Raw genomic sequence first — 23,812 nt, 5'->3', positions numbered from 1 at the left:
GTAAGTACACATGCTCATCTCGGTCGCCCTCGTCCTTGCAGCGTGGATCGTGCTGTCGCTCCCGACCGCCGTGATCGTCGGCCGGATGTTCGCCGCCGGTCACGCCGCCCCGGTCAGGGCCGGTCGACTGTCGACGAGCGACGCGGACCGCGTGGCGTACCTCTCACGCATCGAGTTCCGACGGACCGCTGCCTCGCGGTGGCCGCACGAGGCCCGGGTGCTGTGCGCCTCGCGGCGGGGACACGGTGCGCAGCCCGTGGCCGCCGGCCGGTTCGCCGGCTGACGCCAGCTCCCGGGATTGCCCGGGGCGCCGAGACGATTGGGTCGCCGCGCCGTGGCTTCGTCACAATGGCGCGCATGCGGACTACCCCCCTTATCTCCGCTGCACTCGCCGGCGCCCTGCTCGTGACCGGCTGCAGCTCCTCCGACGGCGGCGACGCCACGCCGCCGTCGTACGAGACGAGCGACAGCGTGAAGGCGCAGGTTCTGCCCCAGCTGGCCGCCAACGGTGAGGACGTCGAGTCCGCCGACGACGCCGCCTGGGTCGTGGACGCCACGATCGCCGACGTCGACGAGGGCACCGCGGTCACGCTGGTCGCCAAGGGTGACGACGGCTGGAGCGAGGTCGACGAGCAGGAGACCGACGGCAAGGGCCACGTCTCGCTCACCAGCCGCTCGGCCGGCGACCTCCACGTGGTGGTCGGTGACGGCGACGACGCCATCGGCGCGGAGGTCTCGACCGGCGACGCACCCGAGGCGACCTTCACCGACGACTTCGACAAGGACACCGTCGACGGGGACGGCGCCACGTGGGTGACCCGCGACCAGGGCTACATCGGCGTACGCACGTGCTCGCGGGCCAGCACCGACGCCGCCGAGGTCACCGACGGCGTGCTCGAGCTCCACGTGCTCGAGGACCCCGACCGCGAGGGCGACGAGTGCCAGCTCCCCGGGAAGCGGAAGAAGTTCCCCTACCGGCTCAACGGCCACGTCGGCACCGAGGCCAGCTATGCCTTCACCTACGGCTTCGCCGCCGCGCGGATCAGGACGCAGGCGGCCCGCGGGCAGCACGCCGCCTTCTGGATGCAGGCGGTCGGCGGGCAGAAGACCGGCGGCCCGAAGAAGGGTGGCGCCGAGATCGACGTCATCGAGTACTTCGGCGACGACCACCCCGAGGGCGGCCTGACCAGCTTCACCTACTTCCTTGACAAGCAGGGCAGGAAGCAGACCGTCGGTGACTGGCTCCCGAACGCCGACGAGCTCGGCGACGACTGGGCCGAGAAGTACCACGTGTTCTCCGTGGAGTGGACGCCCAAGGAGTACGTCTTCCGGATCGACGGCAAGGTCACCCAGCGGCTGAAGGGGGAGACCTCCGGGCGCCCGGAGTTCCTCATCCTCAGCCTGCTGTCGTCCGACTACGAGCTCCCGCGCTTCGACGGCGAGCTGCCCCAGACCATGGAGGTCGACTGGGCGCGGGTGTGGGAGACGGGTCCGAAGGGCTGAACGCGCACGTCGCCGGGCTCGCCGCTAGACCGGCCTTTCACTGCGCTGTCGACGCGCCCATGCTGGTGTGCATCGACGAGCTGGAGCAACGATCATGGCGACTCTTCGCGTATGGCTGATCGGCGTTCTCGGCGCTGCAATGCTCTTCGCCCTCCCCGGCTGCACGCGAGCCGACAGCCGCGCAGGCCCGCAGGACGACGGGCGAGTCGAGCAACGGCCGGATGCAACGTCAGAACCGACCGTTCAGTCCCTGGCGAGAGGCTCCACCCTGGGCACGCCGGCAGTGGTCGCCGATCCCGTGGCAGGCGCCGTGGCGATGTGGCCTCGCGGGGCGAATCTCGAGTACCGCGTCATGCCCGCCGGCGGCGTCTGGCAGCCGCAGGAGAACATTCCGCGGGGTCCCGTGCCAGGCCAGGCCTCCTCCGTAGTCGTGGCAAGCGACGGACGCGGCCGCATAGCGGCCGCGTGGGTGGTCAGGACGGGACTGGGCAGGTCATGGCTCGTGGCCTCAAGGCGGTCGCTCGACGGCTCGTGGTCGACTCCGAGAGTGATGGACGAATTCACCTCGCCATACGAGTGGAATGCAATCGGGACTCCCCAGCTGGTCATGGGCGGAGACGGATCGACGGCGCTGTCATGGGTCGTCGAGCTCACCGACCCGTCTGACGAGGGAAGTCAGTCGAAGAGCCGGCTCCACGCGATGTACCGACCGCCTCGCAGTCACTGGCAGCGCATGCGACTCCCTGCCCGTTACGAATCAGGTGCTGTCGCCGACGTCGATGACAACGGCGTGGCCCTGGTCATCACCCACGAGGACCGGGTGCAGCGCCTGGTTCGCTGCGACGGCGCAACGTGCGTCAGGGGCAAGCGGCTTCCGGAGGACTGGCCGCTGGGCGGCGGCATCCTGGATGCGGACGTGTCGCCGGATGGGGAGGCGACAAGCATCCTGCTGAGCAAGATGGTGCATCAGGGTGGTGGGTCGGTGATCTTCTCGGCACGTCGAGACGGCGCGGGCTGGTCGGTGCCAGTGCGCATCTCCCCTCCGCCGGAGGACGAGACGTACTACGAGGCACGTCAGGTGATGGATGACCACCTCAGCACCGTCTTGGTGGGCGGGCGGGGCTTTGCCTCTCCGATTCGTATCGAAGCGATCACCGGGAAGGGCGGAGCCGACGACACCGACCGTCAGACGCTAGCCGAAGGTGACGACCTGGTTCCACTGGGCCTGTGGTCCAACGACGGCGGAGCCATGCTGGCGCTCTGGACGGGCAACGTCGAGCTCGAGGACTTCACTCAGGCGTCGTACCGGCCGAACAGGGACGCAACGTGGTCAGGCCCCGCTGATCTGCCATCGGTCAAGGACGACACGGTCATGGCCGGCACGGTGCTCGCCACCGGTGGCGGACTGGTGCTCTGGTTCGACGGGGAACGGATCGTGGCGTGGTCCTGGACAGAGTCGATGCCGTAGAAGGGGGCCCTGCACCTGAACCGTGGACACGTCGTGGTCGTGCTGTTGCCCCCGCGAGGACACCGGCGGCTGACACTCGTCGCACGGAGCCGATGGGGATCGGCGGGGTGAGATGGGGCGGTGCGGATGACGCAGCGGATGACAGTGGTGTTCTGGACCGTGGCTGCGGTCGGGTGGTTCTTCGCGGGGTGGCTGGCGACGCGGCTGCCGTACTGAGGCGGCTACGGCGTGTCGAGCACCAACGTGATCGGGCCGTCGTTGACGCTCTCGACGCGCATGTCGGCGCCGAATCGGCCGCGCTCGACGTGGGCGCCGAGCCGTTCGAGCTCGGCGCAGACGGCGTCGTAGAGCGGCTCGCTCACGGGGCCCGGGGCGGCGGCCTGCCAGGTGGGGCGGCGGCCCTTGCGCGCGTCGCCGTACAGCGTGAACTGGCTGACCACCAGCACGGGCGCGCCGACGTCGCTGGCGCTCTGCTCGTCGCGCAGGAGTCGCAGGTCCCAGATCTTGCGCGCGGTCCACGCGACCTCGGCCGCACCGTCGTCGTGGGTGACGCCGAGGTAGACGAGCAGCCCCGGCCGGTCGAGCTCGCCGACGACCTCGCCGTCGACCCGGACGGCGGCCGAGAGGACCCGCTGGATGACGGCGCGCACGGGTCAGGCGCGGGTGAGGACGCCGACCTCGACGAGGTCGTCGACGTGGGTCTGCACGAGCGACCTGGCGTCGCCGGACTCGGGCTCGCCGAACTCGACGAGGAGCGCCTCGGCCAGCCGGTCGAGGGTGGCCGACCCCTCGCCGAGCAGGGTGAGGATGCGGGTCGCCAGGAACGACAGCACCACGACGGTCTCGCCGAGCATCACGCAGCCGACGCCGTCGCTGACGTGGAAGTCCACGAAGTCGCTGCGCCGCACGCGTTCGCCGCCGTCGCCGGGGTCGGGGCCGAGGAGCTCCTCGACCGTCGGCTCGGGCTCCTCCTCCGGCTCGGCGCGCGGGGTCGGGTGGTTGAGCAGCTGCTGGGTGATCGCGACCAGGTCGTCGGCCTCGCGGTAGTCGACCCGGTGCACGGCCCCGACCTCCTCCACGAGGGCGGCCAGGCGGTGCAGCGGCCGGTCGAGAGCGCGCAGATAGGAGGCGTTGCCGGACAGGTGGGCGACGGCCTCGGCGGTGGGGAGCTCGGTCAGCAGGGGAGGCACGAAGCCCTCGGCGTGGCGCTCCAGCAGCAGCACGGCCGCCGGGCGGAGGGACTCGGGCGCCTGGCGCAGGCCGAGGTCGTCGGGGGACTGCATGCCCTCGGCAGGGTCGTCGCCGGTGACGAGCGGCTTGCTGTAGCGGAGCAGGTCGAGCGTCGGGGTGAAGGCGACCGTGTCGTCGGTGACGTAGCCGAAGTGGCGCGCGAGCGTGCGGGCTGCGGTCGAGCGGCCGCTGCCGGCCGGGCCGACCAGCACGACGCACCGGCCCGTCCTCGGGTCGGCGACCGCCGCGGCGCGGAGCATCAGCAGGTTGCCCGCGTTGGCCTCGATGGCCTGGAGGGTGACGGCCAGGGCGACCTGGTCGGCCACGACCGCCGCGCTGGGGCCGGCGATCGCACCGTGTGCCGCCGCGTCGTCGATCGCTGCGGGGTCGTCGTCGACCAGCACCCGGACGTTGCGCCCGTTCGCCTCGTCGACCCGGCGGGCGTCGCAGCGTGACCACGCGCGGAGCAGGTCGGCTGCGACGGTGTCGGCATGGCCACCGGCCACCTCGACGTGGACCTCGGCCCCGAGGGCGGTGAGGGCGACGACGTGTCGAGGGCTCTCCGAGAGGGTCACTCGCGGGAGTCTAGGGTGCGCGCATGGACGATCTGCTGATAACGGTGGCACCGACGGGCGCCGAGACGGCGAAGGCCGACTGCCCCCAGCTCCCGACCACCCCTGAGGAGGTCGCTCGCACCGCCGCCGAGTGCGAGGCGGCCGGCGCGGCGATGATCCACATCCACGTGCGCGACGCCTCCCACCAGCCCACGCTCGACCAGTCGCTGCTGCGCGAGTGGGTCGCCGCGGTGCGCGAGTCGTCCTCCCTCATCATCCAGCTCTCCACCGGCGGCTCGGTGCACGACCCGCTCGACGAGCGGCTCAGGGTGCTCGACGCCGAGCCCGACTCGTGCTCGCTCACGATGGGCACCACCAACTTCGGCGACGACGTCTTCCTCAACCCGTGGCCCTTCGTGAAGGACCTCTACCAGCTCGCCCTCGAGCGCGGCGTGGCCCCGGAGTTCGAGCTCTTCGACCTCGGCCAAGTGCACGCGCTCGGCCGGCTCATCCGGCAGTACGGCACCCCGGCCGGCGGCAAGGTCCACGTCGACTTCGTGATGGGGGTCCCCGGCGGCATGCCGGGCACCGCACCCGCGCTCGTCGCCGGCGTCGCCGCCCTCCCTCCGGAGGTCACCTCGTGGTCGGCCACCGGCATCGGCCGCTCGACCCTGTCGGTCGCGATGGCCTCGCTGTCGATGGGCGGCCATCTGCGCGTCGGGATGGAGGACGTGCTCACCATCAGCCGCGGCGTACCGGTCGAGTCCAACGCCCAGCTCGTCGAGCGCGCGGTCGACCTGGGACGGATCGCGCAGCGTACGCCGATGAAGCCGGCGCAGTGCCGCGAGCTGCTCGGGCTGGCCCCAGTGGGCTCGGATTTCGCCACCGCTCAAGGGCACGGGCTGGCGCAGGACATGGCGCCCGGGGGCGCCATCGCCACGTCCTACGAGACCCCGCGCTGATCAGCGGCGGCGGCGCTTGCCGACGTTGCCGGCCGGCACGGGCTCCTCGAGCGGGGCGTACCCGTAGCCGTACCCGTAGCCATAGGCACTGGAAGCCTTCTTCGCCGGCGTCTGGTTGACCACGACGCCCAGCGTCGTGGCGCCGACGGAGTCGAGCCGCTCGATGGCGGTCGAGAGCTGGTCGCGCGTCGTACGCCCGTGGCTGACCACCACGACCGCACCGTCGGCGCGGGTGGCGAGCAGGGCGGCGTCGGTGACCGGCAGCAGCGGCGGCGCGTCGAGGACGACGACGTCGTAGCGCGAGCGCAGGTCCTCCAGCAGGGACTCCATCGCCTGGGACTGCAGGAGCTCGGACGGGTTGGGCGGGATCTGGCCGCACACCATGACGTCGAGCGTGGTGTCGGCGTAGGGCTGCATCACGTCGTCCGCGCTGACCTTGCCGATCAGCACGCTGGTGGTGCCGATAGCCGGGTCGAGCTCGAGACGGTCGGCGATGAGCGGCCGGCGGAGGTCGCACTCGACCAGGGCGACCTTCTGGCCGGCCTGGGTGAGGGTCACGGCGAGGTTGACCGCGGTGGTGCTCTTGCCCTCGCCCGGCAGGGAGCTGGTCACGACGATGACCTTCTGGGCGTTGTCGATGTCGACGTACTGCATGTTGGTGCGCAGCACGCGGAACGCCTCGGCCCACGGCGTCGCGGTGAAGAGCACCTGGCTCGGCGCCCGCTTGGCGTCGTTGTCCTGGAAGATGTTGCCGAGCACCGGGGCCGTGGTGATCTCGGCGATGTCGTCGGCGCCCTTGACGCTGGTGTCGAGGAGCTCGCGCGCCACGGCCAGGCCGATGCCCAGCAGCAGGCCAAGCACGCCGGCGAGCGCGAGGTTGCGCAGCGGCTGCGGCGCGACGGGGGTGCGGGCGACCTGCGCGTCGTCGATGAGGGTGGCCTTGACGACGGCCGTGGTCTCGCCGCGGGGCGTCTCGAGCTCCTCGACGAGGAGCTGCAGCTGCTCGGCGTAGGCCTGGGCGATGTCGCGGGCGCGCTCGGGGTCGGCGTCGGTGGCCTCGATCTCGAGCAGCACCGTCTCCGGCACCGCCGAGGCGGTCACCTGCTCGCGCAGGTCCATCGGCTCGGTGTCGCCGAGCTCGGTCGCGACGCGCTCGGCGAGCTGGTTGCTGGTGACGAGGTCGGCGTAGGACGCGACGCGCTGGGTCGCGAAGAGGTTGCCGGTGTAGGCGGTGCTCTCGTCGGTCTGGCTCGTCGAGACGAAGATCCGGGTGGTGGAGGCGTAGGTCGGGGTCACCGACCACGTCCACACCGCCGCCACGGCCAGCACGACCAGGACACTTCCGAGAACCAGCCGCCACCGTCGTCGGACGGTCCGCCAGTAGTCCTGCAGCTCCACGCGTGTTCCCTCTGCTTGTCAACAAACGTTTGACAAGGGTAAGCGACCCGCCGCCGGCCCCCGGCATCGTCGCGAGGGGCTGGGACCGCTCACCGTCCGCGGCGGCACCGACACGCCGTACGACGCTCGCGACACGCCGCGCGGAGCCTGCTTCAGGCCGCGCGAATGGCCCCGAGGGCGAGCGCACCCCGGACGGTGGCGACGACCTCCCACGAGGAGAACATCACCTGCTCCCACGTGAACCTCAGCACGGTCCAGCCGCCGACGACGAGTGCGTTGTAGCGCCGGCAGTCGGCATCGTGCTCCGCCTTGCCCGCGTGGTGGCGCCAGGAGTTGGCCTCGATCGCCAGTCCGGCGAACGGCTCGGCCAGGTCGGGGTGGTAGGTCACGCGACCGATCGTCGTCTCCCACTGCGGCACCACTCCGATGCCCGCTTCGACGAGGATCGCGCGCAGCACCGACTCGAACGGGTTGGCGGCCAGGTGCGTGGCGTGCGCGACGACCCGGTGGACCCGGGGATCGTCGCCCATGGCGGCCTCGAGCTCGTCGCGGGTGACGTCGCCGTGGCGCAGGGCGGAGTCGGCCACGGCCAGCGCCTCGTCGAAGGGCAGCTCGGCCGCACAGTCGAGGACGGTGCGCACCTTGCTCGTGGCCCACCCGTCGACGTCACGACGCGGCACGTCGCCGACGAACACCTCGGCCTCCACCGGCCGGTCGGGCCTGCGGGCGACACCGAGCTGCGGGTAGTGCGCCGGCCACTTCGTCTCCCACCCCCAATGGGCCGCTGCGCTGAGGAGGCGCAGGTGCCCGTCGATCTCCGCGGCGAGGCTGCGGGCGAGGTCGGCGGAGGGGAGGGCGTAGCGCCCGCGCGAGACGTGGACGATCGTGCGGTCGGCGACAGCCCGTCGCAGCCGCTTGCGGGTGGTGAGCTCGAGGAGGTCGGCCGTCGACCCGATCCCGCCGAGGCGGGTGAGGGCGGAGACGGCGTCCATGCGCCGAGTCTGGCGAGCAGCGCGCGCGACCGCGAACGGTTCTCCACAGGGGCCGCTCGCCGGCCGCGGCGGCAGCGACACGCCGTACGACGTCCCCGACGCGCCGGGCTGCCGGCCGAGGGAGCGGCCGGAGCGGCCCTAGGACTTGTCGACCTTCTTCATCCCGACGAGCCCCGGACGGTAGTTCGGGTCCTCCATCTCGGCGATGGTGGGCGAGCCGAACATCGGAAGCCCCTGCTGCTTGCGCAGGAAGCCCCACACGATGGGCAGGACGACCAGCACGGCGAGGCCGATGCCGGCGATGAGCATGGGGTGGGTCTCCTCCACGCCGAGCGGCGCCCAGCCGGACTTGTCGAGCAGCGCGACGCCACTCATCGTGAGCACGACGACGATGCCGCGGCGGATGAACGACTGCGGCACGCGCGGGGCGAGCATCGAGCCGATGATGGTGCCGGGCACCGAGCCGACCACGAGCGGGACGAGGATCTCCCAGTCGATGCCGTGCAGGGCGATGTTGGAGATCGCGGCGGCCAGCACCAGCGGCACTGCCTGGACGAGGTCGGTGCCGACGAGCTTCACCGCCGACAGACCGGGGTAGAGCATCAGCAGGGCGATCATGATGACCGAGCCCGAGCCGACGCTGGTGATGCCGACGAGCAGGCCGCCGAGCATGCCGACGAGCAGCGTCGGGACGACCCGGATCCTGGGGTCGTCGTCGTGGACGTGGGTGCCGGAGCGCACGCGGCGGAGGTTGACGTACAACCGCAGGGCGTACGTCGCCGCCGCCAGCAGGAGCGCGAAGCCGATGCTGATCACCAGCACGTGGTTGAGCTGGTCGGTGTCGTCGGTGAACCACGCGACGAGGTGGGGACCGAGGAGCGCCATCGGGATCGAGCCGATCATCAGCCACATCGCCAGGCGCATGTTGGGCGAGCCCTCGCGCTTGTGCACGATCGCGCCGCCGGTCTTGTAGATTGCGGCCGCCGTGAGGTCGGCGGTGACGACCACGGCGGGCGAGCCGACGCCGAGGAACAGCAGCGCCGGGGTCATCAGGGCGCCACCGCCCATGCCGGTCAGGCCGACCACGATGCCGACGACGAAGCCCGCCACCAGGATCGACAGGGCGGCGGTGGTCAGCAGGTCAGCCACCGGAGCCTCCTGTCGCCAGCCGAGGAACGATCACACCCAACATTCTCGACATTGTGTCCGCTGCGGTGGCCGCGGCCACATCCCCGCGCCGGTAGGGGTCGGCGATGTCGTGCTCGGGGCGTGCCGGCGTACGACGTGCGCCGACCGCCGCGAGCAACTCGCGCCCGCGCAGGTCGGGGTGGTCCTCGACCGCGGCGGCGAACTGGCCGACGGTGAACACCTTGCGCAGGTGCTGCGGGAACTCCTCGAGGATGAAGCTGCGGTGCGTGGCCTCCGCAGTCAGCACGAGGTCGGCCTCGGCCAGGATCGGCCCGGTCAGGCGGCGGCTCGCGAAACCGGACGAGGTGTCCTCCTCGAGGGTGGCCACCATGACGGCGTCCATCGCGTGGCTGTCGAAGCCGTGGGTGCCCGCGCTGGAGAACTGCACCCCGGAGTCGGCGCCGGACAGCGCGCGGGCGGTGAGCTCGAGGTAGGGCGAGCGGCAGATGTTGGCGGTGCAGACGAAGAGCACCTTCAGCGGCTCAGGCATCCGTGCCCCGCAGGTGGAGGTAGCCGGCCTTGTCGAGGGCGACCAGGACGTCGTCGAGGGCGTCCTCGATGGTGCGGCCGGTGGTGTCGACGCGCACGGCGGGGTCGACGGGCTCCTCGTAGGGCGAGGAGATGCCGGTGAACTCGGGGATCTCGCCGGCGCGCGCCTTGGCGTAGAGGCCCTTGCGGTCGCGGCGCTCGCACTCCTCGAGCGGGGTGGCGACGTGGACGAGGAAGAACGCGCCCCCGGCCGCCTCCACCATCTCCTGCACCTGCTCCCGCGTCTCGGCGAACGGCGCGATCGGCGAGCAGACCGCGACCCCGCCGTGGCGGGCGATCTCGGCGGCGACCCAGCCGATGCGGCGGATGTTGGTCTCGCGGTCGGCCTTGCTGAAGGTGAGCCCGGCGGACAGGTGACGGCGTACGACGTCGCCGTCGAGGCTGGTGACCGTGCGGCCGCCCTGCTCGAGCAGCAGGTCCATCAGCGCACGGGCGAGCGTCGACTTTCCGCTCCCCGACAGGCCGGTGAAGAACAGCACGAGGCCCTGCTCCTCCGGCTCGGGCTGATCCTCGTCGACGATCGCGGCGATCGGGGTGGGGAGAGGGCCGGCGGACTCGGCCAGGGCGTGGACGGGGTCGTCGGCGGCGTAGGTCTCGACCACCTGGGCGCCGAGGGCATGGTCGGCCTGGGCGTCACCGTGCGAGGGGAGCGGGACCGCGACGACCGACGCGTCGTCGAGCAACGCCGCCGCCGCGAGGGTGGCGCGCACCAGCGCGACGGGGGAGAGCGAGGAGGTGCCGGTGCCCATCAGGGCCACCAGCACGACGCGACCCAGGCCGCGCAGCTCCTCGAGGTCGGCCTCGGCGAGGGCGTCCACGACCGGGACGAACGTCGCACCGGCGTGCTGCTCACGCGCCTGCGCGGGGGTGAGGTGGAGCCGGCGGAAGGGGCCGTACTGCGCGTGGGTCAGCGCCTCCAGCGAGCCGTCCGCGGCGACCCGGGCCAGCGGCAGGCCCTCGGGGTCGACCAGCTCGGCCTCGGTGGCGCCGTCGGGCAGGGCGAGGGTGACCACGCTCCCGGGCTCGTTGAATCGGGTGAGCGGGGCGTAGGCGCCGGAGAGGAGGAGCTCCAGGTCGTCGAGCTCGGTCGGCGTCGGGCAGTGCTGGATCACCCGCGCATCCTCCCAGACGATCGGGAAGTAGCCTGCGCCCATGTCGTCTGCCGCCCCCGCCGCCACCCGCACCGGCCTGCCCGTCGTCGCCGAGATCGTCCGCTCCGGGTTCGTCGAGGGCCACCACTACGGCTCGATCGTGGCGCTGGCAGCCGACGGCTCCGTCGACTGGTCGGTCGGCGAGGTCACCGCACCGGTGCTCCCGCGGTCGAGCAACAAGCCGGTCCAGGCGCTCGCGATGGTCGAGCTCGGCCTCGACCTGCCCGACGACCTGCTCGCGCTGGCCTGTGCGTCGCACTCGGGGGAGGCGTTCCACGTCGAGGGCGTACGCCGCACGCTGGCCTCGGCCGGTCTCGAGGAGTCGGCGCTCCGCACGCCCGCCGACTACCCGCTCGACGACGACGCCCGCGAGGCCGTCGTACGAGCCGGGGGAGCGCGGACGCCGATCCTGATGAACTGCTCGGGCAAGCACGCGGCGATGCTCGCGACCTGCGTCCTGCGCGGCTGGGACACCGCCACCTACCTCGACCCCGCGCACCCCCTCCAGGTCGCCATCGCGGACACCTTCGCCCGGCTCACCGGGGAGCCGATCGACGCCGTCGCCATCGACGGCTGCGGGGCGCCGCTGCTGTCCACCTCGCTCACCGGCCTGGCGCGGGCGTTCTCGACGCTGGCCACGGCGACCGACGGCCCGATGCGCCGCGTCGCCGACGCGATCCGGCGCCACCCCGAGTTCGTCAGCGGCACCACGCGCGACGAGCTCGCCCTCCACCGCGCGATCCCCGGGCTGATCGGCAAGGCCGGCGCCGAGTCCTGCTACGCCGTCGCGCTCCCCGACGGACGCGCCTGGGCGCTCAAGACCGACGACGGCGCCGCCCGCGTACGTCCGGTGTTGATGGCCGAGGCGCTGCGCCGGTCGGGCGTGCTCGACGAGGCGGGGGTCGACGCCGAGGCGGTCGCCTCAACGGGGCGGGTCGAGCTCCTCGGTGGAGGCGTGCCGGTCGGGGAGATCCGCGCGGCCTTCTGAGGCCTGCGCCGCCCGCCACTCCAGGATCCGCCTGACCAGGAGCGCGAGCAGCGCGCCGACGAGCGTGCCGACGGTGTTGGCGACCACATCGGCGTGCGTCGCCTGGCGCGCGTCGAGCCCCACGGCCTGCACGACCTCGACGAGGAACGACGCCACGAACCCCACGGCCGTCCAGTCGCGCCAGCTGGGCCGGGGCCAGAGCAGGCTGCCCAGCAGGCTCAGCGGGACGAACGCCACCACGTTGAGCATCGACTCGACGCGCCTCGGGTGGGTCAGCACCTCAGGCAGGCCCAGCCGTTGCAGCGCCTGGGCGAGGTGGGCGATGACCCAGTCCGGGCCGGTGGACGACGGCGCCAGGAGCACGAGCGCGAGCAGCACGACCCAGGACGCCAGCGCGGCGCGCAGCGTCGTACGCACGCGGGGGCTCAGGGCACGGTCGGACACGGAGGGATCCTAGGTCGACCGCCGATCCGATCTGCAGTGCGAACCGGTGTGCTAGCGCTGGAGCACGCTTCGACAAAGGACTTGTGAGACTGTTCACCCGCTCAGGGTTTGAATTCTGCTAACTCTTGTTAGCACAATGGAGGCATGGCCAAGGACAAGAAGACCCCGGCCACCGCGAGCTCGGAGACCACGAGCAAGACCACCAAGACCAGCAAGGCGGTCGTCGGCTCGCTCGGCACGCTGGGGGACTACCTCAGGGAGCAGCGCCTCGGCGCGCAGCTCTCGCTGCGACAGCTCGCCGACCAGGTCGGGGTGAGCAACCCCTACCTCAGCCAGATCGAGCGCGGCCTGCGCAAGCCGTCGGCCGAGGTGCTCCAGCAGCTCGCCCGCGCCCTGCGCGTCAGCGCCGAGCAGCTCTACGTCCGCGCCGGGATCGTCCACCCCGACCCGGGCCAGCCCGGCTCCGTCGAGCTCGCGATCCTCGCCGACACCGCGTTGACCGAGCGGCAGAAGCACTCGCTGCTCGACGTCTACGCCTCGTTCCTCGCGCTCAACGAGCGCGACCAGTCCTGACCACCTGCACCACCCCGCATCACCCACCCCGCATCACCCACCCGAAGGAGAGCCACCATGGCCACCACGAAGCGCGACCTCAAGACCGAAGCCCTCAAGCCCGTCCTCGCCTACGTCGGCGTCACCGACCTGGCCGTCGAGGCCGTCCGTGAGGCCGTGGCCGACGTGCAGAAGCGCGTCGCCGCCGTGCAGAAGGACGTCACCACCCGCGTGAACGACGTCCAGAAGACCGCGACCGACCCCAAGGCGCTGCGCAAGCAGGCCCAGGCCCGCCGCGCCGCCATCGAGGCCCGCGTCGCCGAGCTGCAGACCGAGGCCCGTGCCTACCCCGCCAAGGTGACCACCCAGGTCTCCACCCTGGTCGACGAGAACGTCTCGGCCGCCAACGCCGCCTACGCCGACCTCGTCAAGCGCGGCGAGTCCCTCGTGAGCCGCATCCGCCGCCAGGAGTCCACCAAGGCCACCGTGTCGTCCGCCAAGACCACCGTCGCCAAGGCGAAGACCACCGCCACCCAGGCCAAGAAGGCCGCCGAGGCCACCACCGCCGCCGCGGACAAGACCGCCGCGACCAAGGTCGCCCCCAAGCCGAAGCCGACCGCCAAGAAGGCCACCCGCCAGGCCGCGGGCAAGAAGGCTGCCGCCACCACCGCTCGCAAGACCGCGGCGAAGAAGACCGCCACCGCCCAGAGCAGCGCCAAGGCCACCGCCGACGCCGCGACCGCCACCGCGACCAACGCGGCCAAGGCCGTCGTCGACGCTGCCGAGAAGGTCGGCGACTGAAGAGCACCAGCCGATGAGCAGCAGCTGATGCTGTTCTGATCTCGTGGGAGGCCCCCGTCCGTCAGGGCGGGGGCCTCCTGCGTCATCGCGGCGGGCACGGCAAGTCAACGGGGGTGGGCGGTCGCAGGGAGACCGTGACACGTCGGTCCCACCGCCGCGGGTGCGGGACGCTGGTCGCGGGGCAGCGCTCGCCGAAGACCTCCCGGACGACGTCGAACCCCAGCAGTCGGAGGCTCTTGGTCACCCGCCGAGCCCGCGCCCGCGCGAGCCTGACGTTGGCGTCGTCCGTGCCGATGCGGTCAGCGTGACCGTCGACCACCACTGTCGCGCCGGCCGGCAGCCGGTCTGTGAACGCCTCCAGCTGTGCGGCTTCGTCCCACCGGATGACCGACAAGCCAAAGGCGAAGTAGACGATGTCGGTCGACGCGCTCGACCGCCGGGAGAGCCCGTGGGGCATGGGGAGCAGTGACGTCGCCCGCAGCGCGGGCGCTGACGCGTCCAGGCGGAGCCGGGCGGACGACTCGCGCAGCCCGTCGGGATCGGTGGGCGTCGCCCTGCCGTCCGTGGCGGCGGTCGGGAGGGCCAGCAACAGGACCGTCGCCGCCTCAGCCCACCGCAACATCACGAAACACTCCGAACGGCGGCACCAGCACGTCGACCGTGTCGGCGTCGGGGGCGGTCACGACCACGGCCCAGACGCCGTACGAACCCTTGGGCGGCACCGTCACCCGGTCCAGCCCCCCGGCGCAGTCGCACGTGCCCTCGCGTCGCGACACCCGGTAGAGCTGCTCCGCGGCCACATCGACCAGAGCGACGGTGTCGAAGTCCCCGGCCTCGAGATCGAGGAGGTCGGCGGCGGTCCTGTCCTCCTGCGAATGGTTGGTGGCGGTCACCCACACGTAAGCGACCGCGGCGTTGTGCTCGACTGCCTGCAGGATGACCCGTACCCGGTCTCCGCCGACCTCCCGGTCGCGGTACCCGATGGCGGTTGCCGGGTCGAACGGTGGCTGCTCCTCGGGCTGGGTGGGAAGCGGATCGGCCGGGTCGGTGTCGGGGATCACGTCCGGCGGGGGTCCCGTGGTCCCGGTCGGCTCCACGTCGCGGACCCCCGGGCCCGGCTCCGACGGCCCGGGTCCGGTCACGCCGATGGGGTCACCGAGGTCTCGCCACCAGCTCGACGTGTCCTCGGCGACCTCGGGCAGCACGATGTCGCGCCCGATGACCACACGTTCCACATCGCCGTCAGGGATGACGAGAAGTCGGCGATCGACGTCGTCGCCCGGATCGATGTCGCCCGGCGGGTCCTGGGCGAGGTAGACGTGATCCGACGACCGGCCCAGCAGGTAGCCGGCCGCGTCGGGAGCGCCGTCGGTGAGCTCGACCCGTGCGAGCGGGAGGTCCGGCGTGCGGTTGCCGATCTCGCGCACGAACCCCAACGCTCCGCTCCACGCGACGATCGCAACGAAGACCACCAGCGCGGCTGCTCGCGGACCGCGGTCGGCCAGGGCGCCGAGCGCGAGCCAGATCGCGAGAACGGTGACGGCCCCCATCGCCAGCAGCCACGGCACCTCGATGCGGATCGCGAGCGAGAACAGGATGCCCGACACGCTCGCGGCGATGAGCAACGCCCATGCCCACCGGTCGTCGTCCTGCCGGTGGAGCAACGCTGCGAAGAGGACGGCTACCCCGGTGACCACCAGCGCCGCTGTGACCGGTGGTACGAGGCCATTCCCGTTCGCCATCCAGAGAACGAAGACGACCTCGACAGTCACGGCAGCCAACGCGACGGCTGTCAAGCGGGTCCGCCGGGAGCGGCTCGAGCCCACCGCCAAGCCGAGGGCCAGCGCAGCACCGAGGCCCAGGACGCTGGTGGCCAGCACCTGCCCCGACGCCCGGGCTATGAGGATGCCGAGGACCGCGAGAAGAGCGAGGAGCAGGCCGAGCAGCGGGAGCGCGGCCGCGCCGGTGCGGTTGGCGAACCGGTCGACGAGCCGCACGGGCCGAGCACGATCGAGGCTCAGCAGGCCGTTCGGCGCCACGGGCTGACCTCGCCGCACGACGTCCGCAGGTGCGCCCGGGCTCCCGGTGAGTCGGGGGTCGCGTCGCGAGAAGTAGACGGTCAGCGCAGCGACGACGCCGAGGAGCATCGGGACGAGCAGTGTCTGGAGGCCCTCTGCAACGAGCCAGCCTCGGCCCACGCCCGCGAGGGTCGCGAGAGCGGGCACGCCGGCAGCCTCCATGCGGGCCCACAGCCGCCCACCGCCCACAATTGCGACCCATGCAGCCAAACCCGAGGCGAGGCCGACGCCCTGGAGCACCAGGTCCCAGCTGACCCCGGCCGGACCGGCGTCGAGGTCGAGCGGCGTGGGGCGACCTGCCGCCTCGACCAACGCGTCCTCGTCGCGGGACGACAGGGCGGAACCGTCCAAGATCAGAGAACCGTCGACCCGGAGCCCCTCGGCATTGACCGGGCAGGTGAGGCGGTCGGCGTCCGGCGGCGTCCTCCCGGCGAGCTCGACCAGGCGGAGGTCACCCGTGACTCGCGACTGGCGGAGGTCGACGTACTGCACCCGGCAGCCGTGGAGCTCCAGCCCGGAGAGCTCGCTCCCACGGAGCAGCAGCGCGCCGTCCAGGTCGCAATCGACCAGGACCACGCGAGGCAGAGTGCGGAAGGAGAGATCGACGTCCGTCTCGACGTGGCGGTCGCGAACCAGGAGGTCGTCGCCATCCCTGAGGTCGGACAACCGGGCACGGATCTCGTGTGCGGTCAGCCGCCTCGGGTCGGGTTTGTCGGACCCGACGTCGTCCGCGCCCCCTTCGTCGTCGGTCGCGTCACCATCGGGACCGCGACGGCTGCCGTCGCCCTGGACAGGTCTCATGCGCCCCCCCTGCTCCGGCCGAAGCCCCGGTGTCGTAGCTCGACCTCCCGGAGGCGGCGGCCAGCCCCGTCAAGAATCAGTCAAGGATCAGTGGACACCCCGGAGCGGGCATGCCGCAAGCAGCGACGTATCGATCAATCAGGGGCGCTGCTGCACTTCCTTGACATGCTGGAAACCTCCGAGGATCCTCCGAAAGCAGCGCTCTGTATCGACGGGGGTGCGTCATGGACGTGGAGCCGCTCAAACCGACTCGATGGTCGCCGCTGGCCTTCCTGCTCTACCAGTTCGCCGTCATCGGCATCCTGATGGCCCTGATGCTCGATGCCACGGCCGGGGACGCCAAACCGCCGGACTACAGCTGGGATCACGTCGTGCCTCTGTGGGTGCCCTGGGGTGGGGCTCTCGGCGGTGCTGCCATCAGCTTGGTGGGCGTGGCGGGCCACGGCCACGATTGGAACGGCCCCCGCTACGCGTACTGGCATCTCGTCCGGCCGGTCCTGGGCCTCATCACCGGGACCGTCGCCGTCCTCGCGTTGCTCTTCGTCCTCAAGGGGATCGCGCCCGACGTGATCCCGTCCTCGAACGAGGCGTACACCCCGGGCGGGATCGCGGTGATGTTCGTGATCGCCTTCGTCGTCGGCTACCGGGAGGAGACCTTCCGCGCCCTGGTCAAGCGGGTCGTCGACGTGCTCCTCGGGCCCGGCGACAAGGCGGCGACCCAGCGTCTCACCTTGGTGCCGGACGTCCTGCCCATCATCTACAGCGCTGGTGCCGCCGCACCATCCGTCAGCGGCACCATCACCTTGCTGAACGACACCAAGGACACGTTCGACGTCGCGACGGCGACCCTCGAGATCACCGGGGACCCACAGTTCGCCGTTGCCTGGGCCGACAACGCGCCGCTGGCCCCGTCAGGCACCCGGGCCATCACCGTGACCTGGACGCCCGGTGCGAACCCAGCTCCGTCGGAGCAGGTCGTCCGGGTGGGCATCGGCGGTTACAGCCTCTCCTCGGTCGTTCGGGCGACCGTGGCGTGAGGGCGCCGCCATGGATGGCACGAGCGCGAAGGTCGTGGAGCTGCGGGTCCACGGCGTCAGCGGCACGCCGCCGGAGGAGATGCTCGAGACGCACCACGCCCGGCAGGAGGCCGGTGACGAGTTCTCCCGGTTCTTCGTCGCGGTCGACTGCTTCGGCGACAAGCCGCCGGACCCCGTCGAGGACGGGAAGGGCCCGCACGTGCGGGCGACACGGCTCGAGGGGTTCCACTGGGGCCGCTACACGTCGGGCAACTGGCGGCAGGCGCTCTGGCTCGCGCTGATCCCGTTCGGCCTGGTCAACGCCGCGCAGTTCATGCTGAGCCCGCCTCCCTCGCAGGGGCGGGGGCGCCTGTTCCACGCCGCCGTCGGCGGTGCGCTGCGGCTCCTCGCGTTCGGGCTCACGGCCACGTTCGCGCTGGCCGCGGCCTCGATCAGCATCGACCTGGTCGCGCGCCAGTGGCTCGCCGACTCCCGGCTGAGCCAGGCGCTCGGACAGGGCACGCTGCTGGCGGGCGGCGCCGGCGTCGCGGGCGTCGCGGTGTACGTCCTCTACCGGCTCGGCCGGCGCAACACGACCGTGCCCGAGCCGCCCGAGGCCGCCGACACCCTCGGAGCCTCGCTGGGCGACGCGTCCGGGCTGACCAGGAAGAACTTCTACGCCGGCGACCCCGACGCCACCAGCCTGGGGCGCCTCCACCTCGCCGGAGGATGGGCGACGGTGGCCCTGGTCGGCAGCCTCACCGACGGGGACGCGCAGCTGGACCGCGCCAGCTTCGGCGCCCTCGTGTACGCCGTCAGCGTCCTGCTCTTGGTCGTCCTCGCGGCGCTCGTGGCGGTCCTCGGCGATCCCGAGAGCAGCGCGCCCCGCTCGTGGCGCCCCGAGCCGCGGCTGGACGCCTGGCAGCAGGGGATCCAGAAGCCGGTCGTGGGCTCCGCGGCCGCGCTGTCCGCACTGGCCGTCCTGCTGCTGTCCGGGCTGATGCTGGTGCTGCGCGGGGTGAACGAGGACAACCCCCTGGCGGCCGTGGACGCGGTGTCCAACACGCTGGTGGTGGTGCTGACCGGCACGCTGCTGGTCCTCTTCGCCGCCTCGGCGGGTCTCGCGCTCGCGACCCGGCACCTCGACGAGGGCGTGCCCCGACCCTTCCGTCGCTACGCCGCGGGCATGGCGGCACCCGTCGTCGCTGCGCTGGGCGGCTTCCTGGCCGTCGGCTACACGGCGGCGCTGCTGCTGGCCAGCGCCGAGCTCCTGGTCGACGATGCCGAGCTGCCGGCGCTGGTCGAGGGCGTCACCTTCACCTGGGGCGTCTCCGTGCTGGTGCTGGTGGTCGTGGGCGTCGTGGTCGGCATCCGGACGTGGACGGACCGCGACTGGCGGACGGAGCGGGTCAGGCGCAGCTACGCGAGGGTGTCCGGCGACGGCCTCGAGCCGCCCCCCTGGCTGACGAACGAGAGGGTCCGCCGGATCGCGACGGCGAGCGCGTTGGCGCGGGTCAAGCTGGGGCTGCCGACGGTGCTCATCTGCTTCACGCTCCTCGGGATGGTGCTCGCGGTGTTCATCGCGGTCGACCTCATGACCGGCGGGGGCGCACTGGTGGAGCTGCTGGGCGCAGACTGGGTCGGGGTCATCTCCCGGCTCGGCGCTCTCACGCTCATCGCCCTGGCAGGTCTGCTGATGACCACGGCCCGCCACTCGCTGCGCGCACGGGACCGGCAGCGCGTGGTGAACGTCGTGTGGGACGTGGTGTCGTTCTGGCCGCGGTCGGTGCACCCGTTCGTGCCGCCGCCGTACTCCCAGTTCGCGGTCCAGTCGCTGCGGGACCGGATCCGCCACCACCTCGGCACCTGCCTGGCCGAGGAGACACCGACCACCGAGGTCGTCGCCGACGCGGTCGTCGTCGAGGCGCACAGCCAGGGCAGCTTCATCTCGGTGGCCGCGCTGCTGTGGCTGAACCCGCAGGAGCTCTCGCGCGTCGGCTTCCTCACCTTCGGCTCGCAGCTGCAGGTGATCTTCCCGCGCGCGTTCCCGGCCTACGCCAGCTATCACGTGCTCACCGAGCTCGACCGCGCGCTCGGAGGGCGCTGGATCAACCTCTTCCGCGACACCGACCCCATCGCGGGCCCGGTGCTGAGCTGGGCGCACACCGGTGAGGAGCTGCCGGGCGAGCTGCAGTCGCGGCGCCTCGCCCCGCGGGCCGCCGCCGGGGAGCCGTGGCCGCGCGAGCCCGACGACGTACCTCCCACCGGCACCGGGCGACGCGAGTGCGGGCGGGACTGGCGGCTGCTGGACCCGAGCCCGCCGGACGCGCTGCTGCAGGCAGAGCCCCTCACCTCGATGATGCAGCACAGCCACTTCGCCCTCTCCCCGGACTGGGACGACGCGGTCGAGCTGCTCGCGACCCGTGTCCTGGGCCGCGCCCCGTCGGTCCCGTCCCCGCGCGACGACGTACGCCACGAGCCCGAGGCCGCCGACGGCTCAGGCGACGGGGCGGGCGAGATGATGGGACCGGTCGACTACCGGTCGCACGACTGAGCGGCCGGCGACGACTGCCCACGTCGGGTGTGGCCGGTTACGCTCGTCCCGTGAACATCTACGCGTTCCAGAGCACGCTGATGCTGGTGGTGCTCGTCGCGCTGCTCGCCATCAAGGGATTCGCGTTCATCAACTCCCTGACCTACTCGGCCGAGGCCTACCAGGCGGCCGGCAAGCTCACCAAGCAGGCGTGGTGCGCGATCACCGGCCTGGGCTTCGCCGCCCAGCTCATCCTGATCGGCTCCTCGCCGCTCGGGATCATCCACCTGATCTTCACGATCGCCTCGCTCGTCTACATCGCCGACGTGCGCCCCGCGCTCGCCGAGGTCACGTCCCGCCGCTGAGACCGCCGTGCAGCACCGCGGTGGCGCGAACAGCCTCCATGCGGCCGTGAGGCGCGGTGCGAGCCACCCGTAGACCGCGCACCAGCGCGAGCACCAGGTCCACGTGCTGCTCGAACCTCTGCTCACCCATTCCGTCCGGGAACGACGGGAGGTCCCGCAGCTGCTCCTCCAGGAGCTCGGCAACCACATCCCGCTCGCGCTGCTGGACTGCGGCCACGACTCGGCCGATCACCTCGTCCCACCTGCCGGCCTCAGCCACGGTGAGCCACACGCCGTCGAAGACCTCCTCCAGCCAGGTCTCCGGCAAGAGTGCGAGCGCGACCTGGGACCGCGCGCTGTCGACGTCGGCAGGTCGGGCGGTGCGGACCAGCCTGCGGCCCGCCACCACGCGACGCTCATCGACCCATCTGTCCCCGTAGCGCTCCGCGATCGCCCTGCGCATCTCGGTGATCGACGGGAACCAGGCCGCGATGGCCTGCGGGGTCACGTTGGCGGCGCCGGCAAGCGTGCGCAGGGTGACCGCGGACCAGCCACCGTCGGCCAGTAGCGGGATGGCGAGGTCAGTGGCCCTCTCCGCCTTCGCCAGGCTCGTCGCCTTGAACATCGGGCCGGACCAGGGGATGTAGCGCTCGTCGGGGTCCATGGTCCAAGCAGAGCACGCGCACCGGTGCCCGGGCGGCGCTCATCCACAGGCGCGGCGGGGGTGCCAACGTGTGATCTGAACTGACGTCAATTCAACTTCGGTCGATGTCCGTGCCCGGCGCCCGGGTAGCTGAATTGACGTCAACTCAACTCGCGCGACGAGGGTGGTCGAGCCCGGGGCCGTCGCCCGGGACGTCAGGCGAGGTAGCGGTCGAGGGCGGCCATCGCGTCCTCGGGCTCGAACCCGGTGGCGCGGAGCTTGGCGAGCGACATCGCGGAGTTGAGCGGGCGGGGGGCGAAGGGGTTGCCCTGGGCCAGCACCCCCTCGGCGTACGCCGACGTGGTCGTGCCGGAGACGTCGTCGGCGCTGCGGCCGGAGCGCTCGAAGACCGCCTGGGCGATCTCGCGCCACGACATCGCCGGGCCGCCGTTGGACACGTGGTAGGTGCCGAAGGCGGCGTCGGTGTCGAGGAGGTGGCGGGTGGCCCGGACCAGCTCGTCGGTGAACGTCAGCCGGCCGACCTGGTCGTCGACCACGCTGGGCGAGACGCCCTTCTCGGCGAGCGCCTGCATGGTGCGGACGAAGTTCTTGCCCTCGCCGATGACCCACGACGTGCGCAGGACGTAGTGGCGCGGGGCGAGCGACACGGCGACGTCGCCGGCGGCCTTGGTCTGCGCGTAGACGCCGAGCGGGGACAGCGGCTCGTCCTCGGTGTGGCCGGGGTCGAGGGGCGCGGTGCCGTCGTAGACGTAGTCCGAGGAGTAGTGCACGAGGGTGAAGCCGTGCTCGCGGGCGAGGCCGGCCAGGGTGGCGGGGCCGGTGGCGTTGGCTGCCCAGGCCGCGACGCGCCCCTCGGGCGTCTCCGCGGCGTCGACGGCGGTGTAGGCCGCGGCGTTGAGCACGACGGCGTACTCGTGCCACGGCCAGGCCGCCACGGCCTCCGCGTCGGTGACGTCGAGCTCCGCGCGGGTGACGGCCTCGCTGCCCGGGAAGGCGGCTGCGAGGGCGAGGCCGAGCTGGCCGCCGCCGCCGAGCACGAGCGTCTTCTTGCCGGGGATCGCGGTGGAGGGGTCGAGGCCGGGGTTGTTCTGGTCTTTCTCGCTGATGATCGCCTCGGACAGCGGGATCGGCCAGTCGATCGCAACCGTCGCGTCGTCGAGGGCGAGCGCGGGGTAGGCGATGCCGGGGCGCCAGTGCGCGTTGACGAGGTAGGTGTAGGCCGTCGCGTCCTCGAGGACCTGGTAGCTGTTGCCGACGCCGGCCGGCACGAAGACGGCGACCGAGGTGTCCATCTCGAGGGTGAACGTCGCGCCGAAGCTGTCGCCCTGGCGCATGTCGACCCAGGCGCCGAAGATCCGGCCGGTGGCCAGGGAGACGAACTTGTCCCACGGCTCGGTGTGGATGCCGCGCGTCACGCCCTTGTCGGCGTTGTAGGAGACGTTGTTCTGCACCGGCCCGAAGTCGGGCAGCCCGATTGCGAGCATCTTCTCGCGCTGCCAGTTCTCCTTGAAGAACCCGCGGGCGTCGTCGCGCCGGTCGAGGCGTACGACGACGAGGCCGGGGATCGGGGTCGTCTCGAGCGAGGGGAGAGCGGAGCTCACTGCCCCTTCTCCGCGTACTTCGCCTCGGTCGCGTCCTTGTGCGGGCGCCACCAGTCCTCGTGGGCCTGGTACCACTCGATGGTGTTGGCCAGGCCGGCCTCGAAGTCCTGGAACTGCGGCTGCCAGCCGAGCTCCTGGCGCAGCTTGCCCGACTCAATGGCGTAGCGCAGGTCGTGGCCGGCGCGGTCGTTGACGTGGTCGAAGTCGTCGGCGTCCTTGCCCATCAGGGTGAGGATCAGGCGGACGACCTCGAGGTTGTTCTTCTCGCCGTCGGCGCCGATGAGGTAGGTCTCGCCGATGCGGCCCTTCTCCAGGATCGTCAGCACGGCCGAGGAGTGGTCGTCGGCGTGGATCCAGTCGCGGACGTTCTCGCCCGAGCCGTAGAGCTTGGGGCGCACGCCGTCGATGACGTTGGTGATCTGGCGCGGGATGAACTTCTCGATGTGCTGCCAGGGCCCGTAGTTGTTGGAGCAGTTGGAGACCGTCGCGCGGACGCCGAAGCTGCGCACCCAGGCGCGGACCAGGTGGTCGGAGCCGGCCTTGGAGGCGGAGTAGGGGGAGGACGGGTTGTAGGGGGTGTCCTCGGTGAAGCGCTTGGGGTCGTCGAGCTCGAGGTCGCCGTAGACCTCGTCGGTCGAGACGTGGTGCAGGCGCTTGTCGTGCTTCCGCACCGCCTCGAGGATCTGGTAGGTGCCGAGGATGTTGGTCTTGATGAACGGGCTCGGGTCGTTGAGCGAGTTGTCGTTGTGCGACTCGGCCGCGTAGTGGACGACCGCGTCGTGCGCCGCGACCAGCGGGTCGACGACGTCCTCGTCGGCGATGTCGCCGACCACCAGCTGCACCCGGTCCTCGGGCAGCCCCGCCAGCGACTCCTTCGAGGAGGCGTAGGTCAGCTTGTCGAGCACCGTGATCTTCAGGTCGGTGTGGTCGACGAGGTGGTGCACGAAGTTCGACCCGATGAACCCCGCGCCCCCGGTCACGAGAAGGCGTTCCAT

The 23,812-nt window shown here is 71.8% G+C and carries 23 protein-coding genes; 10 read left to right on the top strand and 13 right to left on the bottom strand.

Annotation, left to right across the window (positions count from 1 at the left end; genetic code table 11):
• Window positions 1-10 precede the first annotated feature (10 nt).
• The 3 genes from HOO61_RS01850 to HOO61_RS01840 all read left to right on the top strand — a co-directional run bounded on the left by HOO61_RS01850 (window position 11) and on the right by HOO61_RS01840 (window position 2,971).
• Window positions 11-283 (top strand): hypothetical protein, encoded by a 273-nt coding sequence (locus HOO61_RS01850; protein WP_172256388.1) that lies wholly within the window; start codon window positions 11-13, stop codon window positions 281-283.
• A 74-nt stretch (window positions 284-357) separates the two neighbouring features.
• Entirely contained in the window at window positions 358-1,503 is a 1,146-nt protein-coding gene (locus tag HOO61_RS01845; RefSeq protein WP_172256386.1) for a family 16 glycosylhydrolase, read from the top strand.
• Window positions 1,504-2,050: 547 nt separating this feature from the next.
• On the top strand, window positions 2,051-2,971 hold the full coding sequence (locus tag HOO61_RS01840; protein ID WP_172256384.1) for a hypothetical protein: 921 nt from the start codon (window positions 2,051-2,053) through the stop codon (window positions 2,969-2,971).
• A gap of 221 nt (window positions 2,972-3,192) precedes the next feature.
• Here the strand turns inward: HOO61_RS01840 and dtd are convergent, their stop codons facing one another.
• Both dtd and HOO61_RS01830 read right to left on the bottom strand, forming a co-directional pair.
• Window positions 3,193-3,621, bottom strand: a complete 429-nt coding sequence (gene dtd, locus HOO61_RS01835) for a D-aminoacyl-tRNA deacylase (RefSeq protein WP_172256382.1) — start codon at window positions 3,619-3,621, stop codon at window positions 3,193-3,195.
• Between the two features lie 3 nt (window positions 3,622-3,624).
• The gene (locus HOO61_RS01830; protein WP_172256380.1) at window positions 3,625-4,776 is read right to left on the bottom strand and encodes a hypothetical protein; all 1,152 of its coding nucleotides are present in this window, start codon (window positions 4,774-4,776) and stop codon (window positions 3,625-3,627) included.
• Between the two features lie 23 nt (window positions 4,777-4,799).
• Here HOO61_RS01830 and HOO61_RS01825 point away from each other — a divergent pair, with 23 nt between their 5' ends.
• On the top strand, window positions 4,800-5,717 hold the full coding sequence (locus HOO61_RS01825; RefSeq protein ID WP_172256378.1) for a 3-keto-5-aminohexanoate cleavage protein: 918 nt from the start codon (window positions 4,800-4,802) through the stop codon (window positions 5,715-5,717).
• Here HOO61_RS01825 and HOO61_RS01820 read toward each other — a convergent pair whose 3' ends face one another.
• The 5 genes from HOO61_RS01820 to cysC all read right to left on the bottom strand — a co-directional run bounded on the left by HOO61_RS01820 (window position 5,718) and on the right by cysC (window position 10,956).
• On the bottom strand, window positions 5,718-7,115 hold the full coding sequence (locus HOO61_RS01820; RefSeq protein ID WP_172256376.1) for a polysaccharide biosynthesis tyrosine autokinase: 1,398 nt from the start codon (window positions 7,113-7,115) through the stop codon (window positions 5,718-5,720).
• 152 nt (window positions 7,116-7,267) lie between these two features.
• Window positions 7,268-8,107, bottom strand: coding sequence for a hypothetical protein (locus HOO61_RS01815; RefSeq protein WP_172256374.1), 840 nt, complete (start codon window positions 8,105-8,107; stop codon window positions 7,268-7,270).
• A 138-nt stretch (window positions 8,108-8,245) separates the two neighbouring features.
• The gene (locus HOO61_RS01810; protein WP_172256372.1) at window positions 8,246-9,256 is read right to left on the bottom strand and encodes a sulfite exporter TauE/SafE family protein; all 1,011 of its coding nucleotides are present in this window, start codon (window positions 9,254-9,256) and stop codon (window positions 8,246-8,248) included.
• Entirely contained in the window at window positions 9,249-9,785 is a 537-nt protein-coding gene (locus HOO61_RS23920; protein WP_172256370.1) for a low molecular weight phosphatase family protein, read from the bottom strand. The genes HOO61_RS01810 and HOO61_RS23920 overlap by 8 nt, the downstream gene beginning before the upstream one ends.
• On the bottom strand, window positions 9,778-10,956 hold the full coding sequence (gene cysC / locus HOO61_RS23915) for an adenylyl-sulfate kinase (RefSeq protein WP_367649984.1): 1,179 nt from the start codon (window positions 10,954-10,956) through the stop codon (window positions 9,778-9,780). Before cysC ends, HOO61_RS23920 begins: the two co-directional genes overlap by 8 nt.
• A gap of 40 nt (window positions 10,957-10,996) precedes the next feature.
• Between cysC and HOO61_RS01795 the strand changes: the two genes are divergently transcribed.
• A complete protein-coding gene (locus tag HOO61_RS01795; RefSeq protein ID WP_172256367.1) occupies window positions 10,997-11,983 on the top strand; it encodes an asparaginase in 987 nt (328 codons plus the stop codon).
• Here the strand turns inward: HOO61_RS01795 and HOO61_RS24735 are convergent.
• Window positions 11,918-12,427: a VanZ family protein gene (locus HOO61_RS24735; protein WP_172256366.1), complete on the bottom strand. Its 510-nt coding sequence runs from the start codon at window positions 12,425-12,427 to the stop codon at window positions 11,918-11,920. The genes HOO61_RS01795 and HOO61_RS24735 overlap by 66 nt on opposite strands.
• Before the next feature lie 144 nt (window positions 12,428-12,571).
• Between HOO61_RS24735 and HOO61_RS01785 the strand changes: the two genes are divergently transcribed.
• On the top strand, window positions 12,572-13,000 hold the full coding sequence (locus tag HOO61_RS01785; protein WP_172256365.1) for a helix-turn-helix domain-containing protein: 429 nt from the start codon (window positions 12,572-12,574) through the stop codon (window positions 12,998-13,000).
• A gap of 57 nt (window positions 13,001-13,057) precedes the next feature.
• The gene (locus HOO61_RS01780) at window positions 13,058-13,780 is read left to right on the top strand and encodes a hypothetical protein (RefSeq protein WP_172256364.1); all 723 of its coding nucleotides are present in this window, start codon (window positions 13,058-13,060) and stop codon (window positions 13,778-13,780) included.
• 82 nt (window positions 13,781-13,862) lie between these two features.
• On the opposite strand, the gene HOO61_RS01775 is transcribed toward HOO61_RS01780, so the two are convergent.
• Both HOO61_RS01775 and HOO61_RS01770 read right to left on the bottom strand, forming a co-directional pair.
• Window positions 13,863-14,402: an OmpA family protein gene (locus tag HOO61_RS01775; protein WP_172256363.1), complete on the bottom strand. Its 540-nt coding sequence runs from the start codon at window positions 14,400-14,402 to the stop codon at window positions 13,863-13,865.
• Window positions 14,386-16,659 (bottom strand): hypothetical protein, encoded by a 2,274-nt coding sequence (locus HOO61_RS01770; RefSeq protein WP_172256362.1) that lies wholly within the window; start codon window positions 16,657-16,659, stop codon window positions 14,386-14,388. Before HOO61_RS01770 ends, HOO61_RS01775 begins: the two co-directional genes overlap by 17 nt.
• 224 nt (window positions 16,660-16,883) lie before the next feature.
• On the opposite strand from HOO61_RS01770, the gene HOO61_RS01765 reads away from it, so the two are divergent.
• From HOO61_RS01765 to HOO61_RS01755, 3 genes are read left to right on the top strand one after another with little or no spacing between them, the layout of a single operon-like run.
• Window positions 16,884-17,696, top strand: a complete 813-nt coding sequence (locus HOO61_RS01765; RefSeq protein ID WP_172256361.1) for a hypothetical protein — start codon at window positions 16,884-16,886, stop codon at window positions 17,694-17,696.
• A gap of 10 nt (window positions 17,697-17,706) precedes the next feature.
• Window positions 17,707-20,229, top strand: coding sequence for a hypothetical protein (locus HOO61_RS01760; RefSeq protein ID WP_172256359.1), 2,523 nt, complete (start codon window positions 17,707-17,709; stop codon window positions 20,227-20,229).
• 50 nt (window positions 20,230-20,279) lie between these two features.
• A complete protein-coding gene (locus tag HOO61_RS01755; protein WP_172256357.1) occupies window positions 20,280-20,573 on the top strand; it encodes a DUF2516 family protein in 294 nt (97 codons plus the stop codon).
• Here the strand turns inward: HOO61_RS01755 and HOO61_RS01750 are convergent.
• The 3 genes from HOO61_RS01750 to rfbB form a co-directional block, all read right to left on the bottom strand.
• On the bottom strand, window positions 20,557-21,216 hold the full coding sequence (locus HOO61_RS01750; RefSeq protein ID WP_172256355.1) for a TetR/AcrR family transcriptional regulator: 660 nt from the start codon (window positions 21,214-21,216) through the stop codon (window positions 20,557-20,559). The two genes, HOO61_RS01755 and HOO61_RS01750, sit on opposite strands and share 17 nt — an antisense overlap.
• 194 nt (window positions 21,217-21,410) lie before the next feature.
• Window positions 21,411-22,817, bottom strand: a complete 1,407-nt coding sequence (locus HOO61_RS01745; RefSeq protein WP_172256353.1) for a sugar nucleotide-binding protein — start codon at window positions 22,815-22,817, stop codon at window positions 21,411-21,413.
• Window positions 22,814-23,812, bottom strand: coding sequence for a dTDP-glucose 4,6-dehydratase (gene rfbB, locus HOO61_RS01740; protein ID WP_172256350.1), 999 nt, complete (start codon window positions 23,810-23,812; stop codon window positions 22,814-22,816). The genes HOO61_RS01745 and rfbB overlap by 4 nt, the downstream gene beginning before the upstream one ends.

It is taken from the genome of Nocardioides sp. zg-1230 (genome assembly GCF_013155335.1).
In the GTDB taxonomy this organism is placed as follows: domain Bacteria; phylum Actinomycetota; class Actinomycetes; order Propionibacteriales; family Nocardioidaceae; genus Nocardioides.
This window is presented reverse-complemented; position numbering and strand designations above follow the sequence as displayed.

Excerpts from the sequence above, each read along its gene's own strand:
- HOO61_RS01785 (WP_172256365.1), top strand. The coding sequence starts at position 12,572 with ATGGCCAAGGACAAGAAGACCCCGGCCACCGCGAGCTCGGAGACCACG.
- HOO61_RS01770 (WP_172256362.1), bottom strand. The coding sequence starts at position 16,659 with ATGAGACCTGTCCAGGGCGACGGCAGCCGTCGCGGTCCCGATGGTGAC.
- HOO61_RS01765 (WP_172256361.1), top strand. The coding sequence starts at position 16,884 with ATGGACGTGGAGCCGCTCAAACCGACTCGATGGTCGCCGCTGGCCTTC.
- HOO61_RS01825 (WP_172256378.1), top strand. The coding sequence starts at position 4,800 with ATGGACGATCTGCTGATAACGGTGGCACCGACGGGCGCCGAGACGGCG.
- HOO61_RS23920 (WP_172256370.1), bottom strand. The coding sequence starts at position 9,785 with ATGCCTGAGCCGCTGAAGGTGCTCTTCGTCTGCACCGCCAACATCTGC.
- HOO61_RS01775 (WP_172256363.1), bottom strand. The coding sequence starts at position 14,402 with ATGTTGCGGTGGGCTGAGGCGGCGACGGTCCTGTTGCTGGCCCTCCCG.
- HOO61_RS01815 (WP_172256374.1), bottom strand. The coding sequence starts at position 8,107 with ATGGACGCCGTCTCCGCCCTCACCCGCCTCGGCGGGATCGGGTCGACG.
- rfbB (WP_172256350.1), bottom strand. The coding sequence starts at position 23,812 with ATGGAACGCCTTCTCGTGACCGGGGGCGCGGGGTTCATCGGGTCGAAC.
- HOO61_RS01850 (WP_172256388.1), top strand. The coding sequence starts at position 11 with ATGCTCATCTCGGTCGCCCTCGTCCTTGCAGCGTGGATCGTGCTGTCG.
- HOO61_RS01760 (WP_172256359.1), top strand. The coding sequence starts at position 17,707 with ATGGATGGCACGAGCGCGAAGGTCGTGGAGCTGCGGGTCCACGGCGTC.
- HOO61_RS01750 (WP_172256355.1), bottom strand. The coding sequence starts at position 21,216 with ATGGACCCCGACGAGCGCTACATCCCCTGGTCCGGCCCGATGTTCAAG.
- HOO61_RS01845 (WP_172256386.1), top strand. The coding sequence starts at position 358 with ATGCGGACTACCCCCCTTATCTCCGCTGCACTCGCCGGCGCCCTGCTC.
- HOO61_RS01795 (WP_172256367.1), top strand. The coding sequence starts at position 10,997 with ATGTCGTCTGCCGCCCCCGCCGCCACCCGCACCGGCCTGCCCGTCGTC.
- HOO61_RS01780 (WP_172256364.1), top strand. The coding sequence starts at position 13,058 with ATGGCCACCACGAAGCGCGACCTCAAGACCGAAGCCCTCAAGCCCGTC.